This window comes from Bradyrhizobium tropiciagri (assembly GCF_001189845.1).
In the GTDB taxonomy this organism is placed as follows: Bacteria; Pseudomonadota; Alphaproteobacteria; order Rhizobiales; family Xanthobacteraceae; genus Bradyrhizobium; species Bradyrhizobium tropiciagri.
On record NZ_LFLZ01000040.1, the window covers coordinates 46,372 to 70,531 of the forward strand.

A 24,160-nucleotide genomic window follows, 5' to 3' on the forward strand; every position below is an offset into this window, starting at 1 on the left:
TTCTCGAAAACCTTGGCTGATGTCAGCTAATCAGCGATGGCGTCGGACACGGCGCAGCCCAGCATCGTCGCGGGTGCGACGACGGCAGATGGCGCGGCGGTGGGTCCGGTTCAGCTTCATGGCGCAGGGCCATACAGCCGAAGGGGCGGCCGTGTCAAGCGCCGGCACGCCGTCATTCGACGCCGTAACGCGCGAATTCCGTGGTGATGTCGGACTGAATTGCCTGGGCGGCAATGGTGTCGGCTTGCGCCGCGTCGCCGTCGCCCTTCTTCCGCCGCGCGACGCCGCGGCCATAGAGCGAACTTGCAAGCTTCGGATTGATCTTCAACGCTGCGTCAAAATCCGCAATCGCAGCGTCAAGCTCGCCGAGCTTGAGGCGACAGATTGCACGGCTGTCGAGCGTGTAGGGATCGTCCGGATTCCATTGCAGCGACTGCTCGCAATCCGCCAGCGCCTGCTGCGCCTGGCCCAGGATCACGCGGGTCAGGCAACGCGCATTGAACGCGGCCGCGTATTTCGCATTGAACTTGATCGCGTTGCTGAAATCATCGAATGCCCGCGTGTATTCCCGCCGTTCGAGATAGAGGTTGCCGCGTGCGTAGTAGTCGCGATAGCCGGCCGGATCGAGCCGCAGCGATTGATCGAAATCGGCCAGCGCCCGGTCGACATCGCCGCGATCGCGAAACACCCGGGCGCGGTTGCCATAGGCCGCCGCATAGCGAGGATCTAGCCGCAGCGACGTATCGTAGTCGGCCAGCGCGCGTTCGAGATCGTTGCGGCCACGGTAGGCATTGCCGCGATTGTAATAGGCAAGCGCGAACTTCGGATCGAGGCGGATGGCGCGATCATAATCGGCCATCGCGCGATCAGGCTCCCTGGCGTCGATGTAGGAGTTGCCGCGATTGTTGTAGTACCAGGCATTCCCAGGGCTGAGACGGATGGCTTCGTTGTAATCGGCGATGGCGAGAGCGGGTTCGCCGCGGTCGCTGTGGGCGATACCGCGGTTGTAGCGGGCGATCTCATCCCTGGGATCGAGCGCGATGGCCTGATCGAGATCGGCGATGGCCGCATCGACATCGCCCTTGCGGCGATAGGCCTCGCCGCGGTTGGCCAGTCCCTTGCCACGCATCGGCGCGTACTTGATCACCTCCGTGAAGTCGGCGATCGCGCGATCGAGATCGTTGCTCTCGAGATAAGCGCCGCCACGGTTGAGCAAGACGCCGGCGCGTTGCTTCTCCTTCAACTTGCGCAGGGCAAGCAGAAAGCTGCAGCCACCAACGCGCTGCGCGGCGTCCTTCTTGCTGAAGCACCAGGCCTCCGCCATGGCTTCGGAGGACGGCTGAGGCGCGGCGAGGGCCGTCGTAGCGGCGAGCGCCGGCACGAGTTGGATGAGAACGGCCGCTGCCAACCGGCCGCGCGCCATTAGTCGCTTCCATGATTGCCGCAAGACCAGGCTCCGCGCGGCCGGATGGCCGCCACTGCTTTTTGTGAGCCCAGGCCGCGGCCAGGTTCATGAGAACGGACGCCGTCTGGCATCCGCGGGCCTTGGAGGATCGGACTGGAGCTAAAGCCTGATGAGTTTTGGTTGAACCGAGACCGCGCCAAGCCGATTCAACCAAAACTCATCCCGCTTTAGAACCCGGCGACGCTGCCGTGCAGATCGTATTCGTCGGAGCGCTCGATCTTCGCGGTGACGATCTCGCCGACCTTGAGCGGGCGGCGGCTGGTGAGATAGACGGCGCCGTCGATCTCGGGCGCGTCGGCCTTTGACCGGCCCTTGGCCACCGTCGGACCGACCTCGTCGATGATCACCTGCTGGCGGGTGCCGACCTTGCGCTTCAGGCGGCGCGCGGAAATCTTCTGCTGCCGCGCCATCAGCGCGTTCCAGCGCTCCTGCTTGACCTCGTCGGGCACCGCATTGGGAATCGCGTTCGATGTGGCGCCGGCGACCGGCTCGTATTTGAAGCAACCGAGGCGGTCGATCCCGGCTTCATCGAGCCAGTCGAGCAGATAGGCGAAATCGGCATCGGTCTCGCCGGGGAAGCCGACGATGAAGGTCGAGCGCAGCGTCAGCTCGGGGCACTGCTCGCGCCATTTCTGGATCCGCGCCAGCGTCTTCTCCTGCGCGGCCGGGCGCTTCATCGCGCGCAGCACGTCGGGGCTCGCATGCTGGAACGGGATGTCGAGATAGGGCAGCACCTTGCCCTCGGTCATCAGGCCGATGACCTCGTCGACATGCGGATAGGGGTAGACATATTGCAGCCGCACCCAGGCGCCGAGCTCGCCGAGCTCCTTGGCGAGGTCGAAGAACTTCGCGCGCACCGAGCGATCCTGCCACGGGCTCTCGGCGTATTTCAGGTCGACGCCATAGGCCGAAGTGTCCTGCGAGATGACCAGCAATTCCTTGACGCCGGCCTTCACCAGCTTCTCGGCCTCGCGCAGCACGTCATTGGCCGGCCGCGACACCAGATCGCCGCGCAGTTTCGGGATGATGCAGAAGCTGCAGCGGTTGTTGCAGCCTTCGGAAATCTTCAGATAGGCGTAGTGCCGCGGCGTCAGCTTGACGCCCTGTGGCGGCACCAGGTCGAGATGCGGATTGTGCGCCGGCGGCAGCGCGCGATGCACGGCGTCCAGCACGCTCTCATATTGCTGCGGCCCGGTGATCGAGAGCACGCCGGGATAGGCGGCCTCGATCTGCTCCGGCTCGGCGCCCATGCAGCCGGTGACGATGACCTTGCCGTTCTCGGCCATGGCGTCGCCGATCGCCGCGAGCGATTCCTGCTTGGCACTGTCGAGGAAGCCGCAGGTGTTGACGATGACGATGTCGGCGCCATCATGCTTGCGCGCGAGCTCATAGCCCTCCGCGCGCAGCCGGGTGATGATGCGCTCGGAATCGACCAGCGCCTTGGGGCAGCCGAGACTAACGAACGAGATATGGGGCGCTCTTTCCATGTGGTCGCCTGGAGCCTGATCTGAATTGTTCGGGTATGCGATCCAACTAATTGATCTGATGGAAAAATTCAACCGTTGCGAAGGATGCGGACTGAAAGTTTCTGATGGGCGGAAGCTGGTCCCATTGGCGAGCCAGCAACGCCGGCGGCACGGATGGAAGGGCACCGGCTTCTCACAAGCCGTCGCATCAAATCAGCGATCGCCGGTGGGGGTTTGTCGTAGGATGGTGACCTGCCGCGCGGAGCCGGCTGATAAGCGGCTCTGATCCGTTCATCTTCGCGAAGGTCAACTCTGCGTCGCTGACACCGGTAAATCCTACAAACAGGACTCTTCCCGATGGGAGAGAAAATTCATGGGGGACGTGCTCGGGCTCGACCACGATCAGATTGCGGACTTCACAGTCAGCTTGGCCATTCAAGGGCCCTCCGAGTGGTATCCGATCATGAAGCGAAAACGGCTGTCTATTTCGGAAGCGGCCCGCGCCGAGCAGAAGATCGAAGGCCAACATCGACTGGAGCGTCTCTACCGCCCAATCGCCTTGCTCCGATACTGCAAAAGTAAACTCAACCCCGAAACCTGGCTCACCCGTGGGATCATAAGCCGCCGGTTCTTCGTTCCAGGAGTTGGAGTATCCAGACGTGACATAAAGCCATGAACTTCGTTCGGGCGTAGGCGGAAATTCGAATACGCCAAGGAATAGCCATCGAGGATCCACATCTCGCTCGCCGAAACGCTTGCTGAACAGCTCTTGCGTCAGAGGGAAAATCCCTCGACCGACTGGACCGAATAGTGTCGGATAGATCGCTTCCTCACGTAGCCGCCACACTTCCTCGAGATCCATGAGATTTCCTGTCGTCACCGCCAGCTAGGCTTTGATGCCCAATGTTGCAGGAAGCGCGAGGTCCCGAACAGTCGGCTTCCTGTCCAAACCGCAATGAGGACACAAACCTCACTTTCAGCGCGGCGGCCCTCTTGCATATCTCTGAATCTGCCTGATTGATGGGCAGGGGCTAGTCCCAATTGCCGAGAATTACAACCCTTTCCGAGCGCTCCCGGCGTGATATGGATGCATCTTGCCGGGCTTTAAGAGTGGTCGATGAGCGCTGAATCGTCTCCCAAGATCGTCATTGTCGACGAGAGCCCGATCCGGGCGGCCATCCTGGAGGAGGGACTGCGGGAGGCCGGTTATACGGACGTGGTCCATATCAGCGAGATGCAGAGCCTGCTCTCGCGGATCTATGCGCTCGATCCCGAGATCATCGTCATCGACCTCGAGAACCCCAGCCGCGACGTGCTGGAACAGATGTTCCAGGTCAGCCGTGCCGTCCGCCGGCCGATCGCGATGTTCGTCGACCAGAGCGACGCCGCCTCGATCCAGGCCTCGGTGGAGGCGGGCGTCTCCGCCTACATCGTCGACGGCCTCAAGAAGGAGCGCATGAAGCCGATCCTCGATCTCTGCGTGTCCCGCTTCAATGCCTTCGCCAAGCTGCAGGATGAGCTCGACCGCACCAAGCATGCGCTGGAGGAGCGCAAGGTGATCGACCGCGCCAAGGGTATCCTGATGAAGGTGAAGGGGCTGACCGAGGAGGAGGCCTACGTGCTGATGCGCTCGACCGCGATGCGCGAGAAAAAGAAGATCGGCGAGATCGCGCAATCGATCCTGACGGCGTCGGAGTTGCTGAAATGACCACACCCCTGCACGCCGGGTTCATTCCGCTGGTGGACGCAGCCGCATTGATCGTCGCTGTCGACAAGGGATTTGCCGCAGCCGAAGGTCTCGACGTCACTCTGGTGCGGGAAGTGTCGTGGTCAAACGTCCGCGACAAGCTCAATATCGGCCTGTTCGACGCGGCCCATCTGCTGGCGCCGGTCGCGATCGCTTCACACCTCGGGCTCGGCCACGTCAAGGTGCCGATTGCGGCGCCGTTCAACCTCGGGCTCAACGGCAACGCCATCACGGTATCGCCGGCGCTGCATGCCGCGCTGATGGAAGAGATCGACGGCGACCGCTTCGATCCGATGGCGACCGCACAGGCGCTCGCGCGGGTGGTCGCAAAGCGGCGCAAGAGCGGGGCCGAGCCGCTGACCTTCGGCATGACGTTCCCGTTCTCGACCCACAATTATCAATTGCGGTTCTGGATGGCTGCGGGCGGCGTCGATCCCGATGAGGACGTCCAGCTGGTGGTGCTGCCGCCGCCCTACATGGTCGACAGTCTCGCCAACGGCCACGTCGATGCATTCTGCGTCGGCGCGCCCTGGAATTCGATCGCGGTCGACCTCGGCATCGGCCACATCCTGCATTTCGTCTCCGACATCCTACTCAGCGCGGTGGAAAAGGTGCTGGCGGTGCGCCAGAGCTGGGCGGACAAGCATCCCGATGTCGTTGCCTCGCTGGTGCGCGCGCATCTGCGCGCTGCGGAGTTCATCGAGCAACCGGAGAACCGGCTCGAGGTCGCGCGGATGCTGGCGCAGCCCGAGCGGCTCGGCGTCGATGCCAGCGTCATCCAGCGCACGCTCGATGGCCGGCTGAAGATCTCGCCCGACGGCACCATGCGTGAGAGCAACCGCTATTTGCTGGTCGGGCGCGAGGCAGCCGCGCGGCCGGACCCCGGGCAGGCGGCATGGCTGTACGCCCAGATGGTGCGCTGGGGCCAGACGCCGTACCGGCCGGAGGCGCTGAAGGCGGCCATGGCCGTGTTCAGGCCCGATCTCTACGACGCCGCATCCGGGCGCCCGGCAGGCGCCTCCAACGCCATTGGCGCGTTCGCCGGTCCGCCGTTCGACCCCGCCGACGTTCCGGGCCATCTGGCGGCGTTCAGGATCGGGCGCTGGAAGCCCTGAATGCGCCGTGGCGGCCACCTCCGGCTCCTTTGCATGGGGTTGTTTTCGATATTTTCGGATGGTGCGGGACTGGCGCGGGTTCCCGTCGCATCGAATTGCAACGAATAAAATTCTCGGGTGAATCCGCGAGGCAGAATATTCCTCTCGGAACCGTGTTCCCGAAGGCGGCAGCGTCGCTATTTTTGCCACCCGCTTGAATTGCGGCGCGAACGATATTCCATATGCCCGAGAATGGGGCGTTGGAGATCGACCATGCGCGAGCTATCGGCGGAAGCCCGCCTGCACTTTTACGCGCGACAAATTTCAAGGAAGTCCGGGGCCGGAATTCACACTGCGGCGCTGTACAGCGCCTTTGCCGTGATCGCGGCGATCGTGTTCGGCACGCTGTCGGTCCACCCGTTCTGAGACCTTCGGAAAATTCAAAAGCCGCCGTCTGATGCGATCAGGCAGCGGCTTTGTGTTGGCTGGATAGAGATGGCTCAGTAGCGGCCGTAACCGTATCCGTAGCCGCCGCCGCAGGTGTTGCAGGTCTGCTGAACCGGCGCGTAGTAGGAATAGCCCGGCGAGACCATTTCGGTGCGCTCCTGCGTGGCGTATTGCGGCGCGATCCGCTCATAGGCGACGCCTTCGGGCGCGACCATCACGGTCCTCGGCACCATCACGGTACGATACTGCGCTGGCGTGCGATGCGCGACGACGCGGCCCGGCGCCACCATCACGGTTTCCTGCACCGTGCGATATTGCGGCGGCACCGTCTGCACCTGATAGCAGGTCGTGCAGGGCTGGGGCGGCGGCGTATAGCAGCTGTAGCAGCCGGCAGATGCCGCGCTGGTGAAGGCGGCCGTTGCAACCGCGGCAATTGCGAGGGAGAGGCTGGTGCGGAACATGCTTTGGTACCCAATTTCCTGAGAGGACAATCAGAGGCTCGGAAGCTGCACCTAGCAATCAAACGGCAAGTTTGGGTTTAAGAAGACTCTTAACGGAATCTAAAGGGCCGGCGTGATGGCCGGCCCCTTCCGAATCGATACGCGCGCGGCTCAGTGCGCGGTCTTGAACGGCGCAACCGTGATGCCGGCCTGCTTCAGCGCTGCGCGCAGATCGCGCGCAATTTCGACCGCGCCATGCGTGTCGCCGTGGATGCAGACGGTGTCGGTCTGCATCTTGATCACCTTGCCGGTGACCGAGACGACCGCGCCATCCTGCACCATCCGCACCACGCGATCGGCGATCGCCTTGGGATCATGCAGCACCGCGCCGGGCTTCTTGCGCGACACCAGATTGCCGTCATCCTCATAGGCGCGGTCGGCGAATACTTCATGCGCCATCCGCAGATTGGCGGCTTCACCGGCGCGTACCAGCTTCGAATTCGCGAGCACCACGAACACGAGGCTCGGATCGACCGCCTTGATCGCATTGGCGATCGCCCGCGCGGTCATGTCGTCCTCGCAGGCGACGTTGGAAATCGCACCATGCGCCTTCACATGGGTGACCTTGTGGCCGGCCGCGGTTGCGATCGCCTGCAAGGCGCCGATCTGGTAGGCGATCAGGTTCTCGATCTCCGAGGATGTCAGCCCCGGCATCGGACGGCGGCCAAAGCCATGCAGGTCGCGATAGCCGGGATGGGCGCCGACGCTGACACCGCGCGCTTTCGCGAGCTCGACTGTCTTGCGCATGATGTCGGCATCGCCGGCATGAAAGCCGCAGGCGACATTGACCGAGGTCGCAAGCTCGATCATCGCGGCGTCATTGCCCATTTCCCAGGGGCCAAAGCTTTCGCCGAGATCGCAATTGAGGTCGACAGTTTTGGTCATGACGATCGATCCGTTTGTTGTTGGTGGCTCTCTTGTTTGAGCGTCGTCTTATCGGAAAACCGCTTCGTACTTTTTTCGGACGATGCTCTAGGGTACCGCAACTTGCCAGGTCGACACATCGACGGCGCTGACCGCCTGGCCTGCGACATTCGCATCCCGCAGCGCCTCGATGTTGAGGCCAAGATCCTCGATGCCGCGGAGGCGGTCGGGCAGCGAACGCAGCAGCTCGTGGAACTTGATCGCCTCGGCCTGCGCTTCGGCCATCGTCACCGCCTTGAAGCGGAACGGCCGGCCGGCCGAGATCTGCGCGAAGCGGCCGAAATCGGCTGTAATCACGGTCGCGATCTTCGGATAGCCGCCGCTGGTGCCGCGGTCAGGCATCAGCACGATCGGCTGGCCGTTGCCGGGCACCTGGATGCTGCCGGTCACGGTGCCGTCGGAGACGATGTTGTGGCCATCGAGATGCCTGATGACGGGGCCTTCGAGCCGGTAGCCCATGCGGTCGCTGGTGGCCGAGATCTTCCATTCGCTCTCGATGAACAGCTTCTTGCTGTCCTCGGCGAACTCGTCGTCCTGCGGACCGAACACGATGCGGATCGGCGCGTCGGCGGCGACAGGCAATTCGATGCGGCGCTCGGCGGCGCCGCTCGCGGCCTGCGTCTTCAGTTCGTCGCCGCTTTGCAAAGGCCGCGGATAGGGGCTGCCGAGCCCGGCGCGGGCATTGACGGCGAGGCTGCCGAACATCGGCTCGCCTTCGATGCCGTGCTCGATCGCGAGATAGCTGAACGAGCCGCCGCGCGCGAAGCCGAGATTGAGCGTCTCGCCCTCGGCGAGCGTCGCCGAACTGTCGAACGCGACAGGCCGGCCACCGATGTCAGCGTTGCGCGATGCGCCGGCGAGCCCGACGCGCACCGCGCCGCCGCGGGCGGTGAAGGCGGCGCCGAACGGACCGATCTCGACCGCGGCAGCGAGCAGCTCGTTGCCGACCAGCGTGTTGGCGGCCGCCAGCGAAAGCCGGTCCATGGCGCCGCTCGGCACCAGGCCATAGCGCTGCGAGCCCGGGCGTCCGCCGTCCTGCACCGAGCTTGCCGGGCCGATCGAGGTGACGACGAGCTTGCTCATGGCGTCACCAGTTCTGCGACGAATGCGCCGGCCTCGGCGGCGCGGTCCTGTTCGGCAAAGGTCTTGGCGTCGATCGCCGTGAAGGTGATGGCGTCGCCCGGCTCGAGCAGGAAGGTCGGATCGCGATGCAATTGATAGGTTCGCACCGGGGTGCGGCCGAGCAGGTGCCAGCCGCTCGGGCCGGCCAGGCACTGCACGCCGGTCTGGATGCCGCCGATCGAGATGGTTCCGGCCGGGGTTAGGAGCCGCGGGTCCTTGCGCCGGGGCATATGCAGGAACGTCTCCAGCCCGCTGAGATAGGACCAGCCCGGCGTGAAGCCGATCATGGCGACGCGATAGTCGCCGGCGACATGGCGGGCGACGATTTCATCGGGCGTGGTCTGGAGCGCCTTTGCGACATCCTCGAGGTCGATGCCGTGCTCGCCGCCATAGGTGACGGGGATGCGCCAGCGCCGCGTTCCAGTCTCGGTCGGCAGCGCCTTGGCGGCGCGCGCCAGAATCCGCTCGCCGAGCGCATCAAAGCTGATCTGCACGGGATCGTAATGCACGAGCAGCGACCGGTAGGTCGGTACGGTCTCGGTGATCCCTGCGATCGGCTCGGCCGCGATCAGGCGGTCGAGCGCGAGCACCCGCCGGTTGGCGGCGTCATCGATGGTGCGGCTGAATTCCACCGTGATGGCGGCATCGCCGCTCGGCAAAAGGCGGGGAGGACTTAAGGGTTCGGCCATCTGGATCAAGCGGACTTCGTTGGCCATCAAGCTAGCGTGTTTCGATCAAAAACGGAATTCGCTTCGTGCAAAATGATGCAGCAACTTCAATAAATTAATCGGCATGCCGGTGATAAATTTAGCTGATCGCAGCATTTTCGCACAGCCCTTGACGCACGGCCTTTGCGCGGCAACATGCGCCGGTCTTTTCCTCCCATCGGAGCAAGCTTTCGAGATGTCACTGTCCGCCGAAGCGATCGCGACGCTGTCGCACGTGTCCACCGCCACCATCACCACGGTCCTGCTCAAGAAGGGCCTGCGCAACATCTGGATGCGCGGCACCAAGCCCCTGAAGCCAGGGCAGAAGCGGCTGGTCGGCCCGGCGTTCACGCTGCGCTTCGTGCCGGCCCGCGAGGATCTGGCGACGCCGGAATCCTGGTCGTCGCCGATCTCGACCCGCACCGCGATCGAGGCGATGCCGTCGGGCTGCATCGCCGTTGTCGATGCGATGGGCATCACCGATGCCGGCATTTTCGGCGACATCCTCTGCGCGCGCATGGTCAAGCGCGGGGTGACGGCGCTGATCACCGACGGCGTGGTGCGCGACGTCGAGGGCGTGCTCGGCACCGGCCTGCCGGTGTGGTGCGACGGCTACGCCGCGCCGCCGTCCGTTGCGGGTCTGACCTTCGTCGGCTGGGGCGAACCGATCGGCTGCGGCGGCGTTGCGGTGTTTCCGAACGATGTGGTGGTGGCGGACCAGGACGGCGCGGTGCTGATCCCGCAGGCATTCCTCGATCACGTGCTGGCCGAAGGCCCCGAGCAGGAACGGATGGAAGCCTGGATCGTCAACGAGGTGAACAACGGCGCCCAGCTGCCCGGCCTGTATCCGATGAATGCCGAGACCAAGGCACGCTACGCCGCCACCAAGAAATAACGTCAAGAGAGGGAGGTAACCCCATGGATATCCACGTTTCCGGCTCGCGGCCGACCCGCCGCGCGCCGAAGGAGCATTTCACCGGCAGCGTGCTGCAGGACCCGATCAACATGGCGCCGGCGCCGGCCCGCCTGAACGCCTCGCGGGTGTCGTTCGAGCCCGGCGCGCGCACCGCCTGGCACACCCATCCGCTCGGGCAGACGCTGTACGTGATCTCGGGCATCGGCCGCGTGCAGGCCAAGGGCGGGCCGATCCGGGAAATCCGCCCCGGCGACGTGGTCTGGGTTCCGCCGAACGAGAAGCACTGGCACGGCGCATCGCCCGACAACAGCATGACCCACGTCGCCATGCAGGAGGCGCTCGACGGCGTCTACTCGACCTGGATGGAGCACGTCACCGACGAGGAATACAACGGCAAGGTCGGCTGAGCCGTTGTTGCCCGCCAAGACAGAAAGCCCCGCTCGTGAGCGGGGCTTTTTGCTTTGTAGCCCGGATGGAGCGAAGCGTAATCCGGGGGCGATCTCTCCCGCGGTGAAGATCCCGGATTTCGCGGAGCCTGTCATCGGGCGCGCGTTCACGCGACCCTTTGGCTGCATCCGGGCTACGCGGTTCGCATCAATTCACCCGCGTCCAGGTCTGGCCGCCGCAGAACATGCCGCCGAAGGCGCAGCCCTGCACGCGCAGCGTGTCCGGGCTCTTCAGCGCGATGGTGGAATCGTAGGTGCTGCCGCTGTTCGGATCGAAGATGCGGCCGCTCCACTTGTCCTTGCCGGGCTTCATGTTGATTAGAACCTGCTCGCCATTGGCGTTCGATTTCTTGTCGACCGAGTAGCCGCAGAGATTGGCGCCGCACTGCTCGATGCGGACCTTGCCTTCCTTTTCTTCAGTCAACCAGACACCGAGCGGCGAGTTGGCTGCCTGCACGGGGTTAGCTGCAGGCTTGGGTGCAGGCGATGCGGCGCCGACCGTTGGCGGTGGGATGGGACTCGCCGCTGGCGCTGCGCTTTGCTGCACGACAGGTGGCGCTGGCGGTGTGGTCGCAGCCGAAGCCGGAGGTGGCGCGACGCGCGTTTTCGCGGGCTCTGTTGTGGCGCCTGCCGGCGCCGATGCCGCCGGGGCAGCTGCCTGATCAACCGCAGCCGGAGAGGGTGATACAGTGGCCGCAGGGCGCGTGACGGGCGGAGACGGAGAATCCGTCCTGGCATCCTTCGGAGCGGTCTCGCGCTTCTGCTCGGCGTCCTTGTGCCTGGCGCGCTTGACGCCGCGGCCGGTATTGTCGTAGACGCCGGGGATCGAAACCGTTCCACGATCCGGATCGATGCGGATGGTGCGGCCGCCGTAATCGAACGTGTATTGTGCCTGGGCTGTCACCGTGCTCGCCAGCACCAGCGTGGCGATCGCCAGAAGCTTCTTCATCTCGATCTCCAGTGCAGGGAATCCCGTTCGCAAGGCTATTTGGTGGCCGCCTCGTTGAACGTGCCCCAGATCACGGTCAAAACATGAGTCGAGTCCTGAGAGCTTAGGTTCAAAGCATTGGATCGCGGTTCGGTTTCAGGCCGTGCGCATCAATTTTTGGGCACGCGGGTCTGACGCCGCAGGCTATTCGAACCACGCAGCATAGATCTTCGCGTAGCTGCCGTCTTCGTGCGCGATATGAAGCCACTCGTCGACGAACGCCTTCAAGGCGACGTCGCGTTGCATCCAGTAGGCCTTCTCCGCGAAGTCGAACGGCTTGTCGGGATGCACGGCGCAGAGCACGCCGGGATGCAGCTTCTGCTGATAGCGCGTCTCGGACGCGTCGGTCATCATCAGGTCGGCGTCGCCCTTGGCGATCTCGTCGAAGATCTTGGTGTTGTCGTTGAAGACGCGGATGTCGGCGGCCTTCACATTGGCGCGCGCAAAGCGCTCATTGGTGCCGCCGGGATTGACGATGACGCGGGTGCCGGGCTTGTCGATCTCGGCGAGCGTCTCAAACTTGCCTTTGTCGGCGCAGCGCGCGATCGGCGTCTTGCCCTCGCGCATGATCGGGGTCGAGAACAGGCCCTTCTTCTGCCGGTCGAAGGTGATGGAGACGCCGCCCATCGCGATGTCGAAATTGTCGGCCTCGAAATCTTTGGTCATTTGCGGCCACGATGTCGGCACGAACTCGACCTTGACGCCGAGCGCCTTGCCGAGCGATTGCGCCATGTCGACGTCGAAGCCGCGAAACGCCTTGGTCTCCTTGTCGAGCGCCGTGAAGGGCAAATAGTCGCCGGTCATCCCGACGCGCAGCGTGCCACGTTTGACGATCTCATCGAGCCGGGATGGCGCCTGCTGCGCATGCGCGGCGGACAGAAGCAAAGCGAGAGCGAGGCCGGCCAGCGCGCGAAACATCAGACTTCTCCGTCAATTCCGATGACATGTCGTTGCGGAGCATTTAGACAGATGGAACGATCGAACCAGCATCCAGGGGGGCAAAAGTGACCATCTCGCTCCATGAAGCATCCGTCGGCGTCTATGTGCCGTATCTGCGCAATCTTTCCGCGCTGCTCGATCATGCCGAGGCACACAGCAGGGTGCGCAAGTTCGATCCTGGCGTGTTGCTCGGCATGCGGCTCGCGCCGAACATGTACAGCCTTCACCAGCAGATCAGGGAGGCGAACCGGCACGTTGTGCTGAGCTGCGCATTGCTGGCGGGGTGCGTGCCGCTCGCCTTCGCAGAGGCGGAGCCGGACATTGCGGAGTTGAAAGCGCGGATTGCCGCCACGATTGATTTTGCGCAGAGCCTGCCGCGGGAGGTGATCGACGCAGCCACCCACAGGGACGTCGTATTCACATTCAAGAGCGGCGCGACCAGGCCATTTACCGGCAAGTCCCTGATCCTGACCTTCAGCGTTCCGCAGTTCTTCTTCCATGTCGCAACCGCCTACGACATCCTGCGTCACGCCGGCGTCGATCTCGCGAAGAAGGACTTTTTGGGACCGCCGAGGCCGCCGCAGGGTTAGGCCTCGTTGCTGTCCCGGCTCATCCGCAGGGCGGCAGCGGTGCGGCTGGCGATCTCGTGCTTGAAATGCTCGAAGCGCCGCCGCGCTTCGGCCTCGCGATCGTCGACGAATTTGATCGCGGCGTCCCGGTCCATGGGACCGTTGACCAGAGGGGACGATCCTTCGCCGACGGTCTCGTCGACATAGTACTGGGCGCCGTCCTGGCGCACCGTCCAGCGGAAGCGCAGCGCGGCCATTGGGCCTGGTCCGGACTTGGAATAGCCGTTGGCCTCGATCGGTTGAGTCGGCTGGATCGGCTCCGGCGCGCTCGGCTCAGGTTCACTCAGCTCGGGCTCACTCGGCTCAGCCTGCGCGACCGGCTGAGACTGTTCGATCGGCGCGGGCTCCTCGATCGGTGCCGGCTCGACCGCTGCCGGTTCGGCGGGCGCTGCCTCGATGGTCACGGTCTTGATGGATACGGTCTCGACGGTAACGACTTCGACCGACGAGGGCAGCGGCGGCGGCATCGCGATGGAGACCGGCGGACCCTCAGTCGGCTCAGCTGCCTTGTCCGTCGTCTGGTCGGGCGACGCGGCCTTCTCGGGAGGTGTCTTCGTCTGGTCGAGAATGCTTGCGATCGCGGCAAGCGCATTGTCGGTCGGGTCACTCACGGTTCGATCTCCCCAGGCACGACGCCGGCGGAATCGCGCCGACGCCCTTCCTATCTACCTGATCTGACTATCCTTTGTCAGCCAGGCGCTTCGCTTGATGGGCGCTAGGCACAAACCGGCGGCCGGCGGTCCTTCCAGGGACGAACCTGCTCGAGCTGGCCGGCCAGGCGGAACAGCAGTCCTTCCGCGCCGAGCTTGGCTGCGAACATCATGCCGAGCGGTAGCCCGGCCTTGTTCCAGGCCAGCGGCACCGACATCGCCGGCTGCCCGGACATGTTGAACATCGAGGTGCCCGGCATGTAGCGGCGCAGCACCGGCGCGATGTGGCTCAGATCCTCGGACATCGTGTTCAACTCGCCGAGGCGGAGCGGCGGCGCGCACAGCGTCGGGCTGAGGAAGACGTCGCAGCCTTCGAAGAAGGTCGCAAGCCCGCGCGAGACCTGGAATGCCGCAAGCTGCGCGGCAACGTAATCGGCCGGGACCATCTTGGCCGAGTTCTGGCCGCTCGCGAGCGTCAGGCGCTCGACATCGTCCGACGTCAGCGTGCGCCCGAACCGCTGCTCAAGCAGGCGGATGGTCAGCGCCGTGTTGCCGCCGACGATCGTGGTCATGAGCGCGGCGGGATCGGCGGCAAGCGGCGGCGCGCGCTCCTCGACATGATGGCCGAGGCCAGCCAGCAGCTTGGCGATGTCGCGGACCGCCGCCGATATCTCCGGATCAATGGCATCGCCATAGGGCGACTTGTCGGTGAAGCTGATGCGCAGCTGACCGGGGTCGCGGCCGACTTCCTGCGAGAACGGCCGCTCCGGCGGCGGCGCGACGTAGAGGCTCGACGGCTCCGGACCATGGATCGCATCCATCATGACCGCGCTGTCGCGGACGCTGATACTGAGCACATGGCCGACCGAGAAGCCGCCCCAGCCTTCGCCGCGGTCGGGACCGCAGGGATTGCGGGCGCGCGTCGGCTTCATACCGAACACGCCGCAGGCGGAGGCTGGAATCCGGATCGAGCCGCCGCCGTCGCTGGCATGCGCGACGGGCAGGATGCGCGCCGCAACTGCAGCCCCGGCACCGCCGGACGAACCGCCGGAGGAATGCTCGAGATTCCAGGGATTGCGGGTCGGGCCGAACAGACGGGATTCGGTCGTCGGCATCAGACCGAATTCCGGGCTCGCGCTCTTGCCGAAGATCGCAAGACCCGCATCGAGGAAGCGCTGGGTCAGCGTCCCGTTGTGGTCTGCGACGAAGTCCTTCAGCAGGCTGGCGCCCGACGTGGTGCGGGTACCCTCGAGCAGATCGAGGTCCTTCAGCAGGAACGGCACGCCGGTGAAGGGACCGTCAGGCAGGCCCTTGGTGATCTGGCGCTCGGCGTAGTCGTAATGCTTGACGACAACGGCGTTGATCTTGGGGTCGATCGCGGCGGTGCGCGCGATTGCCTCGTCGAGCAGCTCCTTCGGCGTCACGTCCTTGTTGCGGACCAGCTCGGCGAGCCCGACCGCATCGTGGTTGCCGAATTCCTTGAAGGCCATTTAGGTGCTCCGCATCGCCGGGCCGATCATGCGGATCGGCCGCGGCGTGAACGAGGATGGCTGAAAGCTCAGCCGAGGACGTCCTGGTTGATCACGTTCTGGCGCAGCGGATTGCCGTCCAAGACGCTCAGGATATTGCGCGCGGTCTGCTCGCTCATGCGATCGACGGCCTCGACGGTCACGCCCGCGACGTGTGGTGCCATGATCACATTCGGCAGGGCGTGCAGGGGCTGGCCGACCGCCGGAGGCTCGACCTCGAACACGTCGAGGCCGGCGCCGGCGAGCTTGCCCGACACCAGCGCGTCGTGCAGCGCCTTCTCGTCGACGATGCCGCCACGGGCGGTGTTGATGAGATAGGCGGTCGGCTTCATCAGCCTGATCCGCGCGGCGTTGAACAGGCCGACGGTCTCGGGCGACTTCGGGCAGTGGATGGTGACGAAATCCGCCCGCGGCAGTGCTGCCTCGAGGCTCGGCACCGCCTCGCAGCCGGCCGCGGTAATCTCGCCGGCGGGCTTGTAGGGATCGTAGACCAGCACGTTCATTTCCATCGCAAGGCAACGCTTGGCGGTGCGGGTGCCGATGCGGCCGAAACCGACGATCAGGACCGTCTTGCCGTAGAGGTCGAACGGCAGCACGCCGAGCCGGCTCGCCCAGGTGCCGTCCTTCACCATCGTGTGCATTTCCTGCGCGCGCTTGGCCAGCGTCAGCATCATGAACAAGGCATGCTCTGCAACCGACGGCGAGTTCGCGGTGCCTGCGACCATCAGCGGCACCTTGCGGGCCGACAGCGCGGGCACGTCGACGGCGTCGTAACCGACGCCGATCCGGGTCACCACCAGCATGCCCTTGGAGGCCTCGAGCTCCGCCTCGCCGAAGCGGGTCGCGCCGAGCGCGACGCCATGGACCGGCGCGTGCTGCTCCAGCATCGCCTGAAAATCCTTGGCCGAGATCAGGTTGGGAAATTCGATGAGTTCGACGTCGTCCCGCTCGTTGAGGAGCACCCGCGCCCCCGGCGACAGAGTCTGGGTGATGAAAATCTTCTTCTTGTTGGTGGCCATTTCCTGCCCTTGAGGTTTTTTGTGCGCCGTCAAAGGACGGCGCCGGTCACCTCGTTTAGCAAATGCATATTGTTGAGGTCCACAGCCAATCGGAGCGGGCTGCCATCCTGCGCGCCCGCATTGGGGCTGACCCGGCCGCAGACCTGGCTGCCCTCGAGCGTGAAATAGACCAGGGTCTCCATGCCCATCGGCTCGGTGACGTCGAGCACCGCATCGAACGGCTCGACGCCCGGCTCGGCATGCGGCCGCGCCTCCATGACGTGCTCGGGCCGGATGCCCAGCAGCAGTCTGTCGGTGCGGGAGAGCGCCTGGTAGCGAGCGGCGCGCGCGGGCGGCAGCGCGAAGGCGAGGCGGTCGGTCAGCCGTACGTTGAGCTTGCCGCCGACGTCCTCGAGCCGGCATGGCACGAAGTTCATCGCGGGCGAGCCGATGAAGCTTGCGACAAACCGGGTCGCCGGCTTGTGATAGAGCTCGTTGGGCGTGCCGATCTGCTCGATCCTGCCGTGGTTCATCACCACGACGCGGTCGGCCAGCGTCATCGCCTCGACCTGGTCGTGGGTGACGTAGACGGTCGTGGTGCGGACCTTCTGGTGCACCTTCTTGATCTCGATCCGCATCTGCACGCGCAGCTTGGCGTCGAGATTGGACAGCGGCTCGTCGAACAGGAACACCTTCGGATTGCGCACGATCGCGCGTCCCATCGCGACACGCTGGCGCTGGCCGCCGGAGAGCTGCTTGGGCTTGCGATCGATCAGGTCGGTGATGTCGAGCATCCGGGCGGCTTCCGTGACCCGGCTCTTGATCTCGGCCTTGGGGTAGTTCTTCAGCCGCAGCCCGAACGACATGTTCTCCGCGACGGTCATGTGCGGATACAGTGCATAGTTCTGGAACACCATCGCGATGTCGCGGTCCTTCGGCGGCACGTCGTTGACGACATCGCCGCCGATCATGATGTCGCCGTCGGAAATGTCCTCGAGGCCGGCAATCATCCGCAGCGTCGTCGACTTGCCGCAGCCGCTCGGCCCGACCAGCACCACGAACTCATGGTCGGCGATGTCGAGGTCGATGCCGCGCACCGCCTCGACCTCGTCGTAACGCTTCACCACCTTGCGCAAACTGACGTCGGCCATGAATTCCTATCCTTGTCGCGTTCAACCCTTTGTCGCACCGGCGGTCAGGCCGGCAATGTAGTAGTCCATCAGGAAGGCGTAGATGATCAGCGGCGGCGCGGCGCCGAGCAGGGCGCCGGTCATGATCTGTCCCCAGTTGAAGACGTCACCCTTGATCAGGGTCGTGATGATGCCGACCGGCAGCACGAGCTGGTCGGTCGAGGTGGTGAACACCAGGGGATAGAGGAACTGGGCCCAGGAGACGGTGAAGGCAAAGATCGTCGCCGCGATCAGGCCGGGCAGCGCGACCGGGATGAAGATCCGGGTCAGCGTCTGGAACCAGCTCGCGCCGTCGATGATCGCGGCTTCGTCGAGCTCCTTCGGGATCGAGGCGAAATAGCCGATCATGATCCAGGTGCAGAACGGCACCGTCAGCGTCGGGTAAATGAACAGCAGCACGTACCAGCGATTGACCAGCTGGATGCCGGTCCAGTCGCCGAACACCGCGAACATCTTGAACAGCGGGATGAACAGCAGGCTGTCCGGGATGAGATAGGTGAGGAACACACCGGTCGCGAGCGTCGCCGAGCCCCAGAATTTCATCCGCGCCAGCGCAAAGGCGGCCGGCACACTGATCAGCATCGTGATGGTGACCACGATGATCGAGACCCAGGCTGAATTCCAGAAGAAGCGCAGGAACTGGTTTGAGGTCAGGAGCTCGATGTAATTGCTGAGTGTCGGATGATAGACCCACCACGGGTTGGTCGCCGCCGAGATCTCGGCGCTGCTCTTCAGCGACGTGATCAGCATGTAGAGCGGCGGCGTCAGCGAGAAGATCGCAAACAGGATCAGGAAGAAGTAGGACCAGCGCAGCGCCCAGGTCCGGTCGCGGCTCATGCTGCCGTATTTGACCTTGCGGGTCGGTCCCGACTTGTCAATCGTCATCGTGCTCATCAGGATTCGTTCCCGCGTTTGGTGATATCGCGCAGGATGAAGATCGCCGCGACCGCGAGGATCGGCACCATGAACAGCGAGACGCTGGCGCCGAGCGGAATGTCGCTGCCCTCGATGCCGACGCGGAACGCCCATGTCGCGAAGATGTGGGTGTGGTCGAGCGGCCCGCCCGCGGTCAGGATGCGCACGATGTCGAAATTCGCGAAGGTCACGATCAGCGAGAACAGCGTCGTGATCGCAATGATGTTGCGCATCATCGGCAGCGTCACGTACCAGATCCGCTGCCACCAATTGGCGCCGTCGATTGCGGCCGCCTCATAGAGCTGCTCGGGCACCGATTTCAGCGCCGCCAGATACATGATCATGAAGAACGGTGCGCCGTACCAGACGTTGACCAGGATCACCGAGAAGCGCGCCCACATCGCATCGCCGGTCCACGGGATCGGGCCGATGCCGAAGAAGGACAGCGTGTAGTTGAAGGCGCTGTAGGACGGGTCGAACAGCCACAGCCAGGCCAGCGTGCTCATGGCCGGCGGGATCACCCACGGCACCAGCAGCATGCCGCGCCACTTGCGTTGCTTGTTGGCGGGTACGTTGTGCACGAAATGCGCGACGATGAAGCCGATCAGGGCTTTGAAAATCACCGCCGAGATCGCGAAAATGCAGGACTGCTTGACCACCAGCCAGAAGGTCTCGCGCTTGAACAGGAACTCGAAGTTGCCGAAACCGACGAACTTCGTCATCGCCTTGTTCAGCGTCGCGAGGTGCAGGGAATAGAGCGCCGGATAGATCACCAGGATCGCGATCAGGAGGATCAACGGCAGCGTCATCAGGAACGCCGACATCGACTTGCGCCGCAGCGCGTTGCGCAGGCCGACACGCCTTCGCCCTGACTGGGCCGCCGCTGTGCGGTTGGGCTGGAATGCGACATCAACCATAACGCAGGTCCCTCGCGCGGGTTGGTTGCACAGCTCGCCGGTTCGGCGGCCGGGAAGTAGAGACGAGAGCTCGCGCGGCCAGCACCAGGGGCGGTCGCGCGAGAGCTCGCCTGTCGTCAGCTTCGCATGAAGCCTTCACACTCGCCCTCGGCCCAGGCGAGCGTCTTTTCCATCGCCTCACCCTGGTAGTACCGCAGGCACATCTTGGTCAGCGTGGCCTGGAAGTAGATCTGCTGAGCGACCTTGGGCGGCGCGGGCGAGGCCGCGATCGATAGCGTCTGGTGCTTGTAGGGGTTCGGGTAGTGGTAGAGCGTGCCCTTCGGCGGTCCGATCTCTTCCCAGACCTTCAGCGTCGTGAGCTTTTCGTAGGCCGGCAGATCGTAGCCGCCGCTCGCGACCACCATCTTCTCGATCGATGCGGGTTGCGACAGGAACGACAGCAGGCTCTTGGCCGCTTCCTTGTTCTTCGAGAACGACCAGATCGACCAGAAGAACGGCAGGTACGGCGCGAAGCGTCCCTTTGGTCCGGCCGGGAAGCCGTGCGTCCAGCATTGCTCCGCGACTTGCGGCGCATCGCGCTTGGCGACCGCCCAGGCGCTCGGCGGGTTCATGATCATCGCGCCCTTGCCCGCCACCAGCCACTTGTTGTTGGAGGCATCGTCCCATGCGGAGACATCGGGCGGCAGGAAGGCGAGCAGCTTCTTGTAGTAGTCGAGCGACTGGCGCACCGCGTCGGTCTTGACCGTGAGGTTGCCCTTGGCATCGACCAGCTGCGCGCCGAACGACTGGAAGATCGCGCCGGCGGTGTCGACACTGTCGCTCGTCTCGCCGAGGCCGATGCCGAACGGGAAGCCCGCCTTGTGGCAGGCTTCGGCCGCCTTGAGGAACGTGTCGAGGGTCCAGTTATCCGCCTTCGGCGGGCTTCCGGCCGGATACATCTCCTGGACGTCGATGTTGGCGTATTTCTTCATCAAGTCGATGCGCGAGCAGGGACCCTTGATCTGGCTGCCGACGCTGGCGGGAACACCGAGCCATTTGCCGTCGGCCTGGCCCAGATACTTCACCGTGCCGTTGACCTCGCCGTTCAGCCTGATCAGCGGGTCCATGATGTCGTTCACCGGCTCGAGCAGCTCGGCATTGGCCTGCGGCCACCATGTCGGCATCTGGAAGATATCGTGACCGGATTTCGCCTGCGCCTCGGCGGCAATGGTAACGATGTTCTTGTTGCCCTGGCTGGTGATGTAGTCGAGCTGGACCTCGACCTTTTCCTTGGCGGCCCATTCATTGACCAGCTCGGTGGAGGCACTGTTCGCGCCTGGCACCCAGTGATCCCAGAAGCCCATCGAGAGCTTGCCGGCTGCGTAGGCGCCACGCACGTAGGGGGCTGTGATGAGCGCCGCCGATGACAGCGCTGTCGCTGCAACGAATTCTCGGCGCGAAAGCTTCTTCCGTGACATGGCATTCCCTCCCTGGTAGCCAACGGACAAAAGACTTTTTTGAATCCCGTTGTTGTTTTTGTGCGTCGCGTTCGCGCGACGTCACGGGATTTCGTTCACACCGATCAGAACAGAATTGCCGGCGGCTGTCGAGAAACGAGATGCCTGTGCCACGTAGTACTAACGTTGTGGTCAAATCGCAGGCAGCGTCATCGGCGTCACCGCGATTGCCGGCGGTTTGCGGCGCGTCTTGCAACATGCTGCGACGCACGCGGAGGTTGGCGCAGCCGTGATCGTGGACGGTGCGCGGTTGAGCCGCAGCGTTCCGGTCAAGCCTGACCGATCCGTGTTCCGTCATGTTGATGCCCAGCCCGACCGATAGACTTGCCGAAGGCGGAGACGATAAAGTCGGATTCGTCGAGCCTACCCCCGCTTCCATTCTGCAATCCACCATCGATCACGGAGACCCGACCATGCTCATCCCGGTAGCGAAGCTGCGAGCACGATGGAGATTGTGCGCCGCGGTTGGGGCCGCCACCGTCGCGCTGCTTTCCGTGCCCCATATGGTCGATGCGCAGATCGTGCAGGGTGTCCAGCAGGGCGCGCGCGAAGGCAACAAGGCTGCCGGACCGGTTGGCGGGGTTCTGGGCGGCGCCATCGGCGGCGTCGTCGGGGTTGTGACCGGCGTGACCGGGGTGTTGACCGGCAACAATGCCAACAACGGCAACCCCAATGCCGGCAACGGCAAGAACGCTCAGAGTCCGGCGGCCGGCGACAAGCAGGGCGCCAAGGCCGCCAAATCGGCCAAGGCCGCTGCCAAGGACAAGGGCGCCAAGCAACCGCCGACCGTGCTGACCCAAGCCGGCGCACCGCAGCTCACGGCCGAACAGATCGTCGCCAACAGCGACGCCAACATCGAGCGGATCAAGAAGGAACTCAACCTGACGCCGGAGCAGGAGAAGAACTGGGCCGGCTTCAACAGTGCGATGCACTATCTCGGGCACAATGGCGCCGACCGGCTCAACCTGCGCATTGCACGCGCGCAGCGCGATCCGCCCGATGACATCATCGAGCAGATGCGCAACGAGGCCCAGTTCCTCAATGATCGCGCCGTCGATCAGCGCGGCGTTGCCGACGCGGCCGAGCCGCTTTATGCCAGTCTCGACGACAAGCAGAAACAAATCTTCATCAATGAAATGGTCCGCCTCAGCCACGAGCGCGGCCTCGACTGAGGACCTTTCGCCCGCGAAGTGGGGACGAATAGCCGGGCCACCATGCCCTGGGGTAGGTTAAAGGCGCAGCACCCGGCTATTCTGCCGCAGCGGCGCGGCCCGGTTAATTCGTCATTCAATGTTGAAGAAAAACCGACCGGATCACGCCCGAGTGATGGCCGAGTCTGGGCCTTGTCGGGAACCGATTTCGCGATGGGAAATAATGGCCGACGGTTGCGTCGGCCATTTGTTGAGCAAGGTCATCCGGCGAAGGCCGCTTCAGCTCTTTTCGGTTCAGCCCTTTTCGGTTCAGCTCTTGGGGAAGTTCAGCTCCACGCCGACGCCGTCGGGATCGTAGAGGAAAATCTGGGTGTCGCCGGTGCGCGGCACGATCTGCTCGCGGAAGGCGACGTTCTTCGATTGCAGGCGCTTGCGCAAGGCGTCGACGTCGGTTGCGGCGAAGGCGATGTGGTCGAGCCGCCCGGTGTCTTCATATTTCTTGTCGGTGCCACGCACGACGATGCCGTCGCGCGGCTTGCGGGTGCCCATTAAATGGACAGTGGCCTGGCCGCCGGAATAGAGCCGATAGCCCGGGAAATCGAGCGGCGGCCGATCGCCATTCTCGAGCCCGAGCACATCGCAATAGAACGCCTTGGTCTTCTCCAAATCCTGCGGTTCGATGGTGAAATGCTGCAGTCCGCCCAACGGCATGGTTCATCTCCTTGAGAGTTCAGACGAAGCTGAGGTCGGCCTCGACGCCAAGCATCCAGGCGCCGACGGTCTCGAAATGGCTGAAGCGGCCCTGCAATTGCTGCGTCACGGTGTGGATGTCGCGGAAGCGCCGCTCCAGCGGATGGCCGTCGAAGATCGCGGTGGCGCCGGCCGTGTTGTAGGCGAAGTCGACGGCCTCCCGCGCCTTGTGGATGGCGTGCGTCGCCGCCATCCGGATCGTCATGCGTTGCGCGACCGTGATGCTGTGGCCGGCAACCAGGTCCTTCCAGATGTCCGCCATCGATTGCAGCAGGAAGGCGCGGGCGGCGCGCAGATTGACCTCGGCCTGGGCGAGGCCGGATTGCACCACGGCATTGTCGCGCAGCGTCTTCGTCATGCCGCGCGGCACCTTGTTGCGGGCAACGTCGACGAAATTGTCCAGCGCGCTGCGGGCAATGCCGCAGGCAACCCCGGCGAAACCGACCTGGTAGCAGGTGTGGTTGCTCATCCGGTACAGCGGGCCATTCTCGCGGCATTCGCGATCGAACTCGCGGGTGATCGAATGGTCCGCGCGGACGAAGAAATCGTTGAGCGCGAACTGGTCGCTGGCGGTGCCGCGCAGCCCGACCGTGTTCCAGATGTCGGTCCATTCGACGTCCTCGGTCCGCACCAGCATGGTGCGCTCGACCTGCTCGCCATTGGCGTCGCGGCGCGGCGAACCGTCCGCGGCATAGGCCGGGCAGTGCGCGCCGAGCCAGGTGGCGTGCCGTCCGCCTGACGCGAACGACCACACTCCGGTGACCCGGTAGCCGCCCTTGCATTCGATCGCCTTGACCTTGGGGCCTGGGCCCCAGGCCAGCACGGCGCGCGGATCGGTGAACATCTCCTGCGCGACCGGCAGGTCGAGATAGGCCGCCGACATCGCACAGCCGCCGGCCTGGCTCAGGCACCACGCCGTCGAGGCATCGGCCTTGGCGATGGTCTCGATGGTATGGAAGAAGGTGACGGGATCGGTCTCGATCCCGTTGGTCGAGCGGGGCAGCAGCAGCCGGAACAGCTGCGCCTCATGCAGCCGGTCGAGCAGATCGGGCGGCAGGCGGCGGGTCGTTTCGATCTCGTCGGCGGCGGCCGCGACCGCGTCCCGGATCGCGTCGGCGCGGGCGATCACGTCATGATCGCCGGCGAGATCCGCAGAAGTCGTGTCCATGTCCGC

General features: G+C 64.4%; 25 protein-coding genes. 7 read left to right on the plus strand and 18 right to left on the minus strand.

Going from position 1 to position 24,160, the window contains the following annotated elements; translation table 11 throughout:
* Positions 1-172 precede the first annotated feature (172 nt).
* The 3 genes from AKN84_RS27420 to AKN84_RS46085 all read right to left on the minus strand — a co-directional run bounded on the left by AKN84_RS27420 (position 173) and on the right by AKN84_RS46085 (position 3,793).
* Positions 173-1,423, minus strand: a complete 1,251-nt coding sequence (locus AKN84_RS27420) for a tetratricopeptide repeat protein (protein ID WP_050423670.1) — start codon at positions 1,421-1,423, stop codon at positions 173-175.
* A 209-nt stretch (positions 1,424-1,632) separates the two neighbouring features.
* Positions 1,633-2,952 (minus strand): 30S ribosomal protein S12 methylthiotransferase RimO, encoded by a 1,320-nt coding sequence (rimO, locus tag AKN84_RS27425; RefSeq protein ID WP_050423671.1) that lies wholly within the window; start codon positions 2,950-2,952, stop codon positions 1,633-1,635.
* 187 nt (positions 2,953-3,139) lie between these two features.
* Complete coding sequence (locus AKN84_RS46085; protein ID WP_128971209.1) at positions 3,140-3,793, minus strand: suppressor of fused domain protein; 654 nt, start codon at positions 3,791-3,793, stop codon at positions 3,140-3,142.
* A 255-nt stretch (positions 3,794-4,048) separates the two neighbouring features.
* Here AKN84_RS46085 and AKN84_RS27435 point away from each other — a divergent pair, with 255 nt between their 5' ends.
* From AKN84_RS27435 to AKN84_RS48185, 3 genes are all read left to right on the plus strand, one after another.
* Positions 4,049-4,639, plus strand: a complete 591-nt coding sequence (locus AKN84_RS27435; protein WP_028332037.1) for an ANTAR domain-containing response regulator — start codon at positions 4,049-4,051, stop codon at positions 4,637-4,639.
* Positions 4,636-5,793: a CmpA/NrtA family ABC transporter substrate-binding protein gene (locus AKN84_RS27440; RefSeq protein WP_050423673.1), complete on the plus strand. Its 1,158-nt coding sequence runs from the start codon at positions 4,636-4,638 to the stop codon at positions 5,791-5,793. Before AKN84_RS27435 ends, AKN84_RS27440 begins: the two co-directional genes overlap by 4 nt.
* Before the next feature lie 252 nt (positions 5,794-6,045).
* Positions 6,046-6,198: a hypothetical protein gene (locus tag AKN84_RS48185; protein WP_167351881.1), complete on the plus strand. Its 153-nt coding sequence runs from the start codon at positions 6,046-6,048 to the stop codon at positions 6,196-6,198.
* A 74-nt stretch (positions 6,199-6,272) separates the two neighbouring features.
* Here AKN84_RS48185 and AKN84_RS27445 read toward each other — a convergent pair whose 3' ends face one another.
* From AKN84_RS27445 to pxpB, 4 genes are all read right to left on the minus strand, one after another.
* Positions 6,273-6,680: a hypothetical protein gene (locus tag AKN84_RS27445; protein WP_050423674.1), complete on the minus strand. Its 408-nt coding sequence runs from the start codon at positions 6,678-6,680 to the stop codon at positions 6,273-6,275.
* 150 nt (positions 6,681-6,830) lie between these two features.
* The gene (locus AKN84_RS27450; RefSeq protein WP_050423675.1) at positions 6,831-7,604 is read right to left on the minus strand and encodes a LamB/YcsF family protein; all 774 of its coding nucleotides are present in this window, start codon (positions 7,602-7,604) and stop codon (positions 6,831-6,833) included.
* A gap of 87 nt (positions 7,605-7,691) precedes the next feature.
* Positions 7,692-8,726: a 5-oxoprolinase subunit C family protein gene (locus AKN84_RS27455; RefSeq protein WP_050423676.1), complete on the minus strand. Its 1,035-nt coding sequence runs from the start codon at positions 8,724-8,726 to the stop codon at positions 7,692-7,694.
* Positions 8,723-9,454 carry a 5-oxoprolinase subunit PxpB gene (pxpB, locus tag AKN84_RS27460; protein WP_050423703.1) on the minus strand — a complete coding sequence of 244 codons (732 nt, stop codon included), beginning with the start codon at positions 9,452-9,454 and terminating at the stop codon, positions 8,723-8,725. Before pxpB ends, AKN84_RS27455 begins: the two co-directional genes overlap by 4 nt.
* A gap of 214 nt (positions 9,455-9,668) precedes the next feature.
* On the opposite strand from pxpB, the gene AKN84_RS27465 reads away from it, so the two are divergent.
* Together AKN84_RS27465 and AKN84_RS27470 are read left to right on the plus strand one after the other, a co-directional pair.
* Positions 9,669-10,367: a ribonuclease activity regulator RraA gene (locus AKN84_RS27465; protein WP_050423677.1), complete on the plus strand. Its 699-nt coding sequence runs from the start codon at positions 9,669-9,671 to the stop codon at positions 10,365-10,367.
* A gap of 23 nt (positions 10,368-10,390) precedes the next feature.
* Positions 10,391-10,795 (plus strand): (R)-mandelonitrile lyase, encoded by a 405-nt coding sequence (locus AKN84_RS27470; protein WP_050423678.1) that lies wholly within the window; start codon positions 10,391-10,393, stop codon positions 10,793-10,795.
* 187 nt (positions 10,796-10,982) lie between these two features.
* On the opposite strand, the gene AKN84_RS27475 is transcribed toward AKN84_RS27470, so the two are convergent.
* Together AKN84_RS27475 and AKN84_RS27480 are read right to left on the minus strand one after the other, a co-directional pair.
* Complete coding sequence (locus tag AKN84_RS27475; RefSeq protein WP_050423679.1) at positions 10,983-11,783, minus strand: DUF2147 domain-containing protein; 801 nt, start codon at positions 11,781-11,783, stop codon at positions 10,983-10,985.
* Between the two features lie 183 nt (positions 11,784-11,966).
* A complete protein-coding gene (locus AKN84_RS27480; protein WP_050423680.1) occupies positions 11,967-12,740 on the minus strand; it encodes a transporter substrate-binding domain-containing protein in 774 nt (257 codons plus the stop codon).
* An 86-nt stretch (positions 12,741-12,826) separates the two neighbouring features.
* On the opposite strand from AKN84_RS27480, the gene AKN84_RS27485 reads away from it, so the two are divergent.
* Positions 12,827-13,351 (plus strand): DUF1993 domain-containing protein, encoded by a 525-nt coding sequence (locus tag AKN84_RS27485; RefSeq protein ID WP_050423681.1) that lies wholly within the window; start codon positions 12,827-12,829, stop codon positions 13,349-13,351.
* Here the strand turns inward: AKN84_RS27485 and AKN84_RS46095 are convergent.
* From AKN84_RS46095 to AKN84_RS27520, 7 genes are all read right to left on the minus strand, one after another.
* Positions 13,348-14,001 carry a hypothetical protein gene (locus AKN84_RS46095; RefSeq protein WP_128971212.1) on the minus strand — a complete coding sequence of 218 codons (654 nt, stop codon included), beginning with the start codon at positions 13,999-14,001 and terminating at the stop codon, positions 13,348-13,350. The two genes, AKN84_RS27485 and AKN84_RS46095, sit on opposite strands and share 4 nt — an antisense overlap.
* 104 nt (positions 14,002-14,105) lie before the next feature.
* Positions 14,106-15,530, minus strand: a complete 1,425-nt coding sequence (locus AKN84_RS27495) for an amidase (RefSeq protein WP_050423682.1) — start codon at positions 15,528-15,530, stop codon at positions 14,106-14,108.
* 68 nt (positions 15,531-15,598) lie between these two features.
* The gene (locus tag AKN84_RS27500) at positions 15,599-16,588 is read right to left on the minus strand and encodes a hydroxyacid dehydrogenase (protein WP_050423683.1); all 990 of its coding nucleotides are present in this window, start codon (positions 16,586-16,588) and stop codon (positions 15,599-15,601) included.
* Between the two features lie 29 nt (positions 16,589-16,617).
* On the minus strand, positions 16,618-17,718 hold the full coding sequence (locus AKN84_RS27505; protein WP_050423684.1) for an ABC transporter ATP-binding protein: 1,101 nt from the start codon (positions 17,716-17,718) through the stop codon (positions 16,618-16,620).
* Positions 17,719-17,739: 21 nt separating this feature from the next.
* Positions 17,740-18,651 carry a carbohydrate ABC transporter permease gene (locus AKN84_RS27510; RefSeq protein ID WP_050423685.1) on the minus strand — a complete coding sequence of 304 codons (912 nt, stop codon included), beginning with the start codon at positions 18,649-18,651 and terminating at the stop codon, positions 17,740-17,742.
* Positions 18,651-19,589, minus strand: a complete 939-nt coding sequence (locus AKN84_RS27515) for a carbohydrate ABC transporter permease (protein WP_050423686.1) — start codon at positions 19,587-19,589, stop codon at positions 18,651-18,653. The genes AKN84_RS27510 and AKN84_RS27515 overlap by 1 nt, the downstream gene beginning before the upstream one ends.
* A gap of 116 nt (positions 19,590-19,705) precedes the next feature.
* Positions 19,706-21,046, minus strand: a complete 1,341-nt coding sequence (locus AKN84_RS27520; RefSeq protein ID WP_050423687.1) for an ABC transporter substrate-binding protein — start codon at positions 21,044-21,046, stop codon at positions 19,706-19,708.
* 452 nt (positions 21,047-21,498) lie between these two features.
* Between AKN84_RS27520 and AKN84_RS27525 the strand changes: the two genes are divergently transcribed.
* Entirely contained in the window at positions 21,499-22,257 is a 759-nt protein-coding gene (locus tag AKN84_RS27525; protein WP_050423688.1) for a Spy/CpxP family protein refolding chaperone, read from the plus strand.
* Between the two features lie 288 nt (positions 22,258-22,545).
* Here AKN84_RS27525 and AKN84_RS27530 read toward each other — a convergent pair whose 3' ends face one another.
* Positions 22,546-22,947 carry a VOC family protein gene (locus tag AKN84_RS27530; protein WP_050423689.1) on the minus strand — a complete coding sequence of 134 codons (402 nt, stop codon included), beginning with the start codon at positions 22,945-22,947 and terminating at the stop codon, positions 22,546-22,548.
* Positions 22,948-22,966: 19 nt separating this feature from the next.
* Positions 22,967-24,154, minus strand: a complete 1,188-nt coding sequence (locus AKN84_RS27535) for an acyl-CoA dehydrogenase family protein (protein ID WP_050423690.1) — start codon at positions 24,152-24,154, stop codon at positions 22,967-22,969.
* Positions 24,155-24,160 lie beyond the last annotated feature (6 nt).

Coding starts and splice junctions, on each gene's coding strand:
- AKN84_RS27420 (WP_050423670.1), bottom strand. CDS start 1,423: ATGGCGCGCGGCCGGTTGGCAGCGGCCGTTCTCATCCAACTCGTGCCG.
- rimO (WP_050423671.1), bottom strand. CDS start 2,952: ATGGAAAGAGCGCCCCATATCTCGTTCGTTAGTCTCGGCTGCCCCAAG.
- AKN84_RS46085 (WP_128971209.1), bottom strand. CDS start 3,793: ATGGATCTCGAGGAAGTGTGGCGGCTACGTGAGGAAGCGATCTATCCG.
- AKN84_RS27435 (WP_028332037.1), top strand. CDS start 4,049: ATGAGCGCTGAATCGTCTCCCAAGATCGTCATTGTCGACGAGAGCCCG.
- AKN84_RS27440 (WP_050423673.1), top strand. CDS start 4,636: ATGACCACACCCCTGCACGCCGGGTTCATTCCGCTGGTGGACGCAGCC.
- AKN84_RS48185 (WP_167351881.1), top strand. CDS start 6,046: ATGCGCGAGCTATCGGCGGAAGCCCGCCTGCACTTTTACGCGCGACAA.
- AKN84_RS27445 (WP_050423674.1), bottom strand. CDS start 6,680: ATGTTCCGCACCAGCCTCTCCCTCGCAATTGCCGCGGTTGCAACGGCC.
- AKN84_RS27450 (WP_050423675.1), bottom strand. CDS start 7,604: ATGACCAAAACTGTCGACCTCAATTGCGATCTCGGCGAAAGCTTTGGC.
- AKN84_RS27455 (WP_050423676.1), bottom strand. CDS start 8,726: ATGAGCAAGCTCGTCGTCACCTCGATCGGCCCGGCAAGCTCGGTGCAG.
- pxpB (WP_050423703.1), bottom strand. CDS start 9,454: ATGGCCGAACCCTTAAGTCCTCCCCGCCTTTTGCCGAGCGGCGATGCC.
- AKN84_RS27465 (WP_050423677.1), top strand. CDS start 9,669: ATGTCACTGTCCGCCGAAGCGATCGCGACGCTGTCGCACGTGTCCACC.
- AKN84_RS27470 (WP_050423678.1), top strand. CDS start 10,391: ATGGATATCCACGTTTCCGGCTCGCGGCCGACCCGCCGCGCGCCGAAG.
- AKN84_RS27475 (WP_050423679.1), bottom strand. CDS start 11,783: ATGAAGAAGCTTCTGGCGATCGCCACGCTGGTGCTGGCGAGCACGGTG.
- AKN84_RS27480 (WP_050423680.1), bottom strand. CDS start 12,740: ATGTTTCGCGCGCTGGCCGGCCTCGCTCTCGCTTTGCTTCTGTCCGCC.
- AKN84_RS27495 (WP_050423682.1), bottom strand. CDS start 15,530: ATGGCCTTCAAGGAATTCGGCAACCACGATGCGGTCGGGCTCGCCGAG.
- AKN84_RS27500 (WP_050423683.1), bottom strand. CDS start 16,588: ATGGCCACCAACAAGAAGAAGATTTTCATCACCCAGACTCTGTCGCCG.
- AKN84_RS27505 (WP_050423684.1), bottom strand. CDS start 17,718: ATGGCCGACGTCAGTTTGCGCAAGGTGGTGAAGCGTTACGACGAGGTC.
- AKN84_RS27510 (WP_050423685.1), bottom strand. CDS start 18,651: ATGAGCACGATGACGATTGACAAGTCGGGACCGACCCGCAAGGTCAAA.
- AKN84_RS27515 (WP_050423686.1), bottom strand. CDS start 19,589: ATGGTTGATGTCGCATTCCAGCCCAACCGCACAGCGGCGGCCCAGTCA.
- AKN84_RS27520 (WP_050423687.1), bottom strand. CDS start 21,046: ATGTCACGGAAGAAGCTTTCGCGCCGAGAATTCGTTGCAGCGACAGCG.
- AKN84_RS27525 (WP_050423688.1), top strand. CDS start 21,499: ATGCTCATCCCGGTAGCGAAGCTGCGAGCACGATGGAGATTGTGCGCC.
- AKN84_RS27530 (WP_050423689.1), bottom strand. CDS start 22,947: ATGCCGTTGGGCGGACTGCAGCATTTCACCATCGAACCGCAGGATTTG.
- AKN84_RS27535 (WP_050423690.1), bottom strand. CDS start 24,154: ATGGACACGACTTCTGCGGATCTCGCCGGCGATCATGACGTGATCGCC.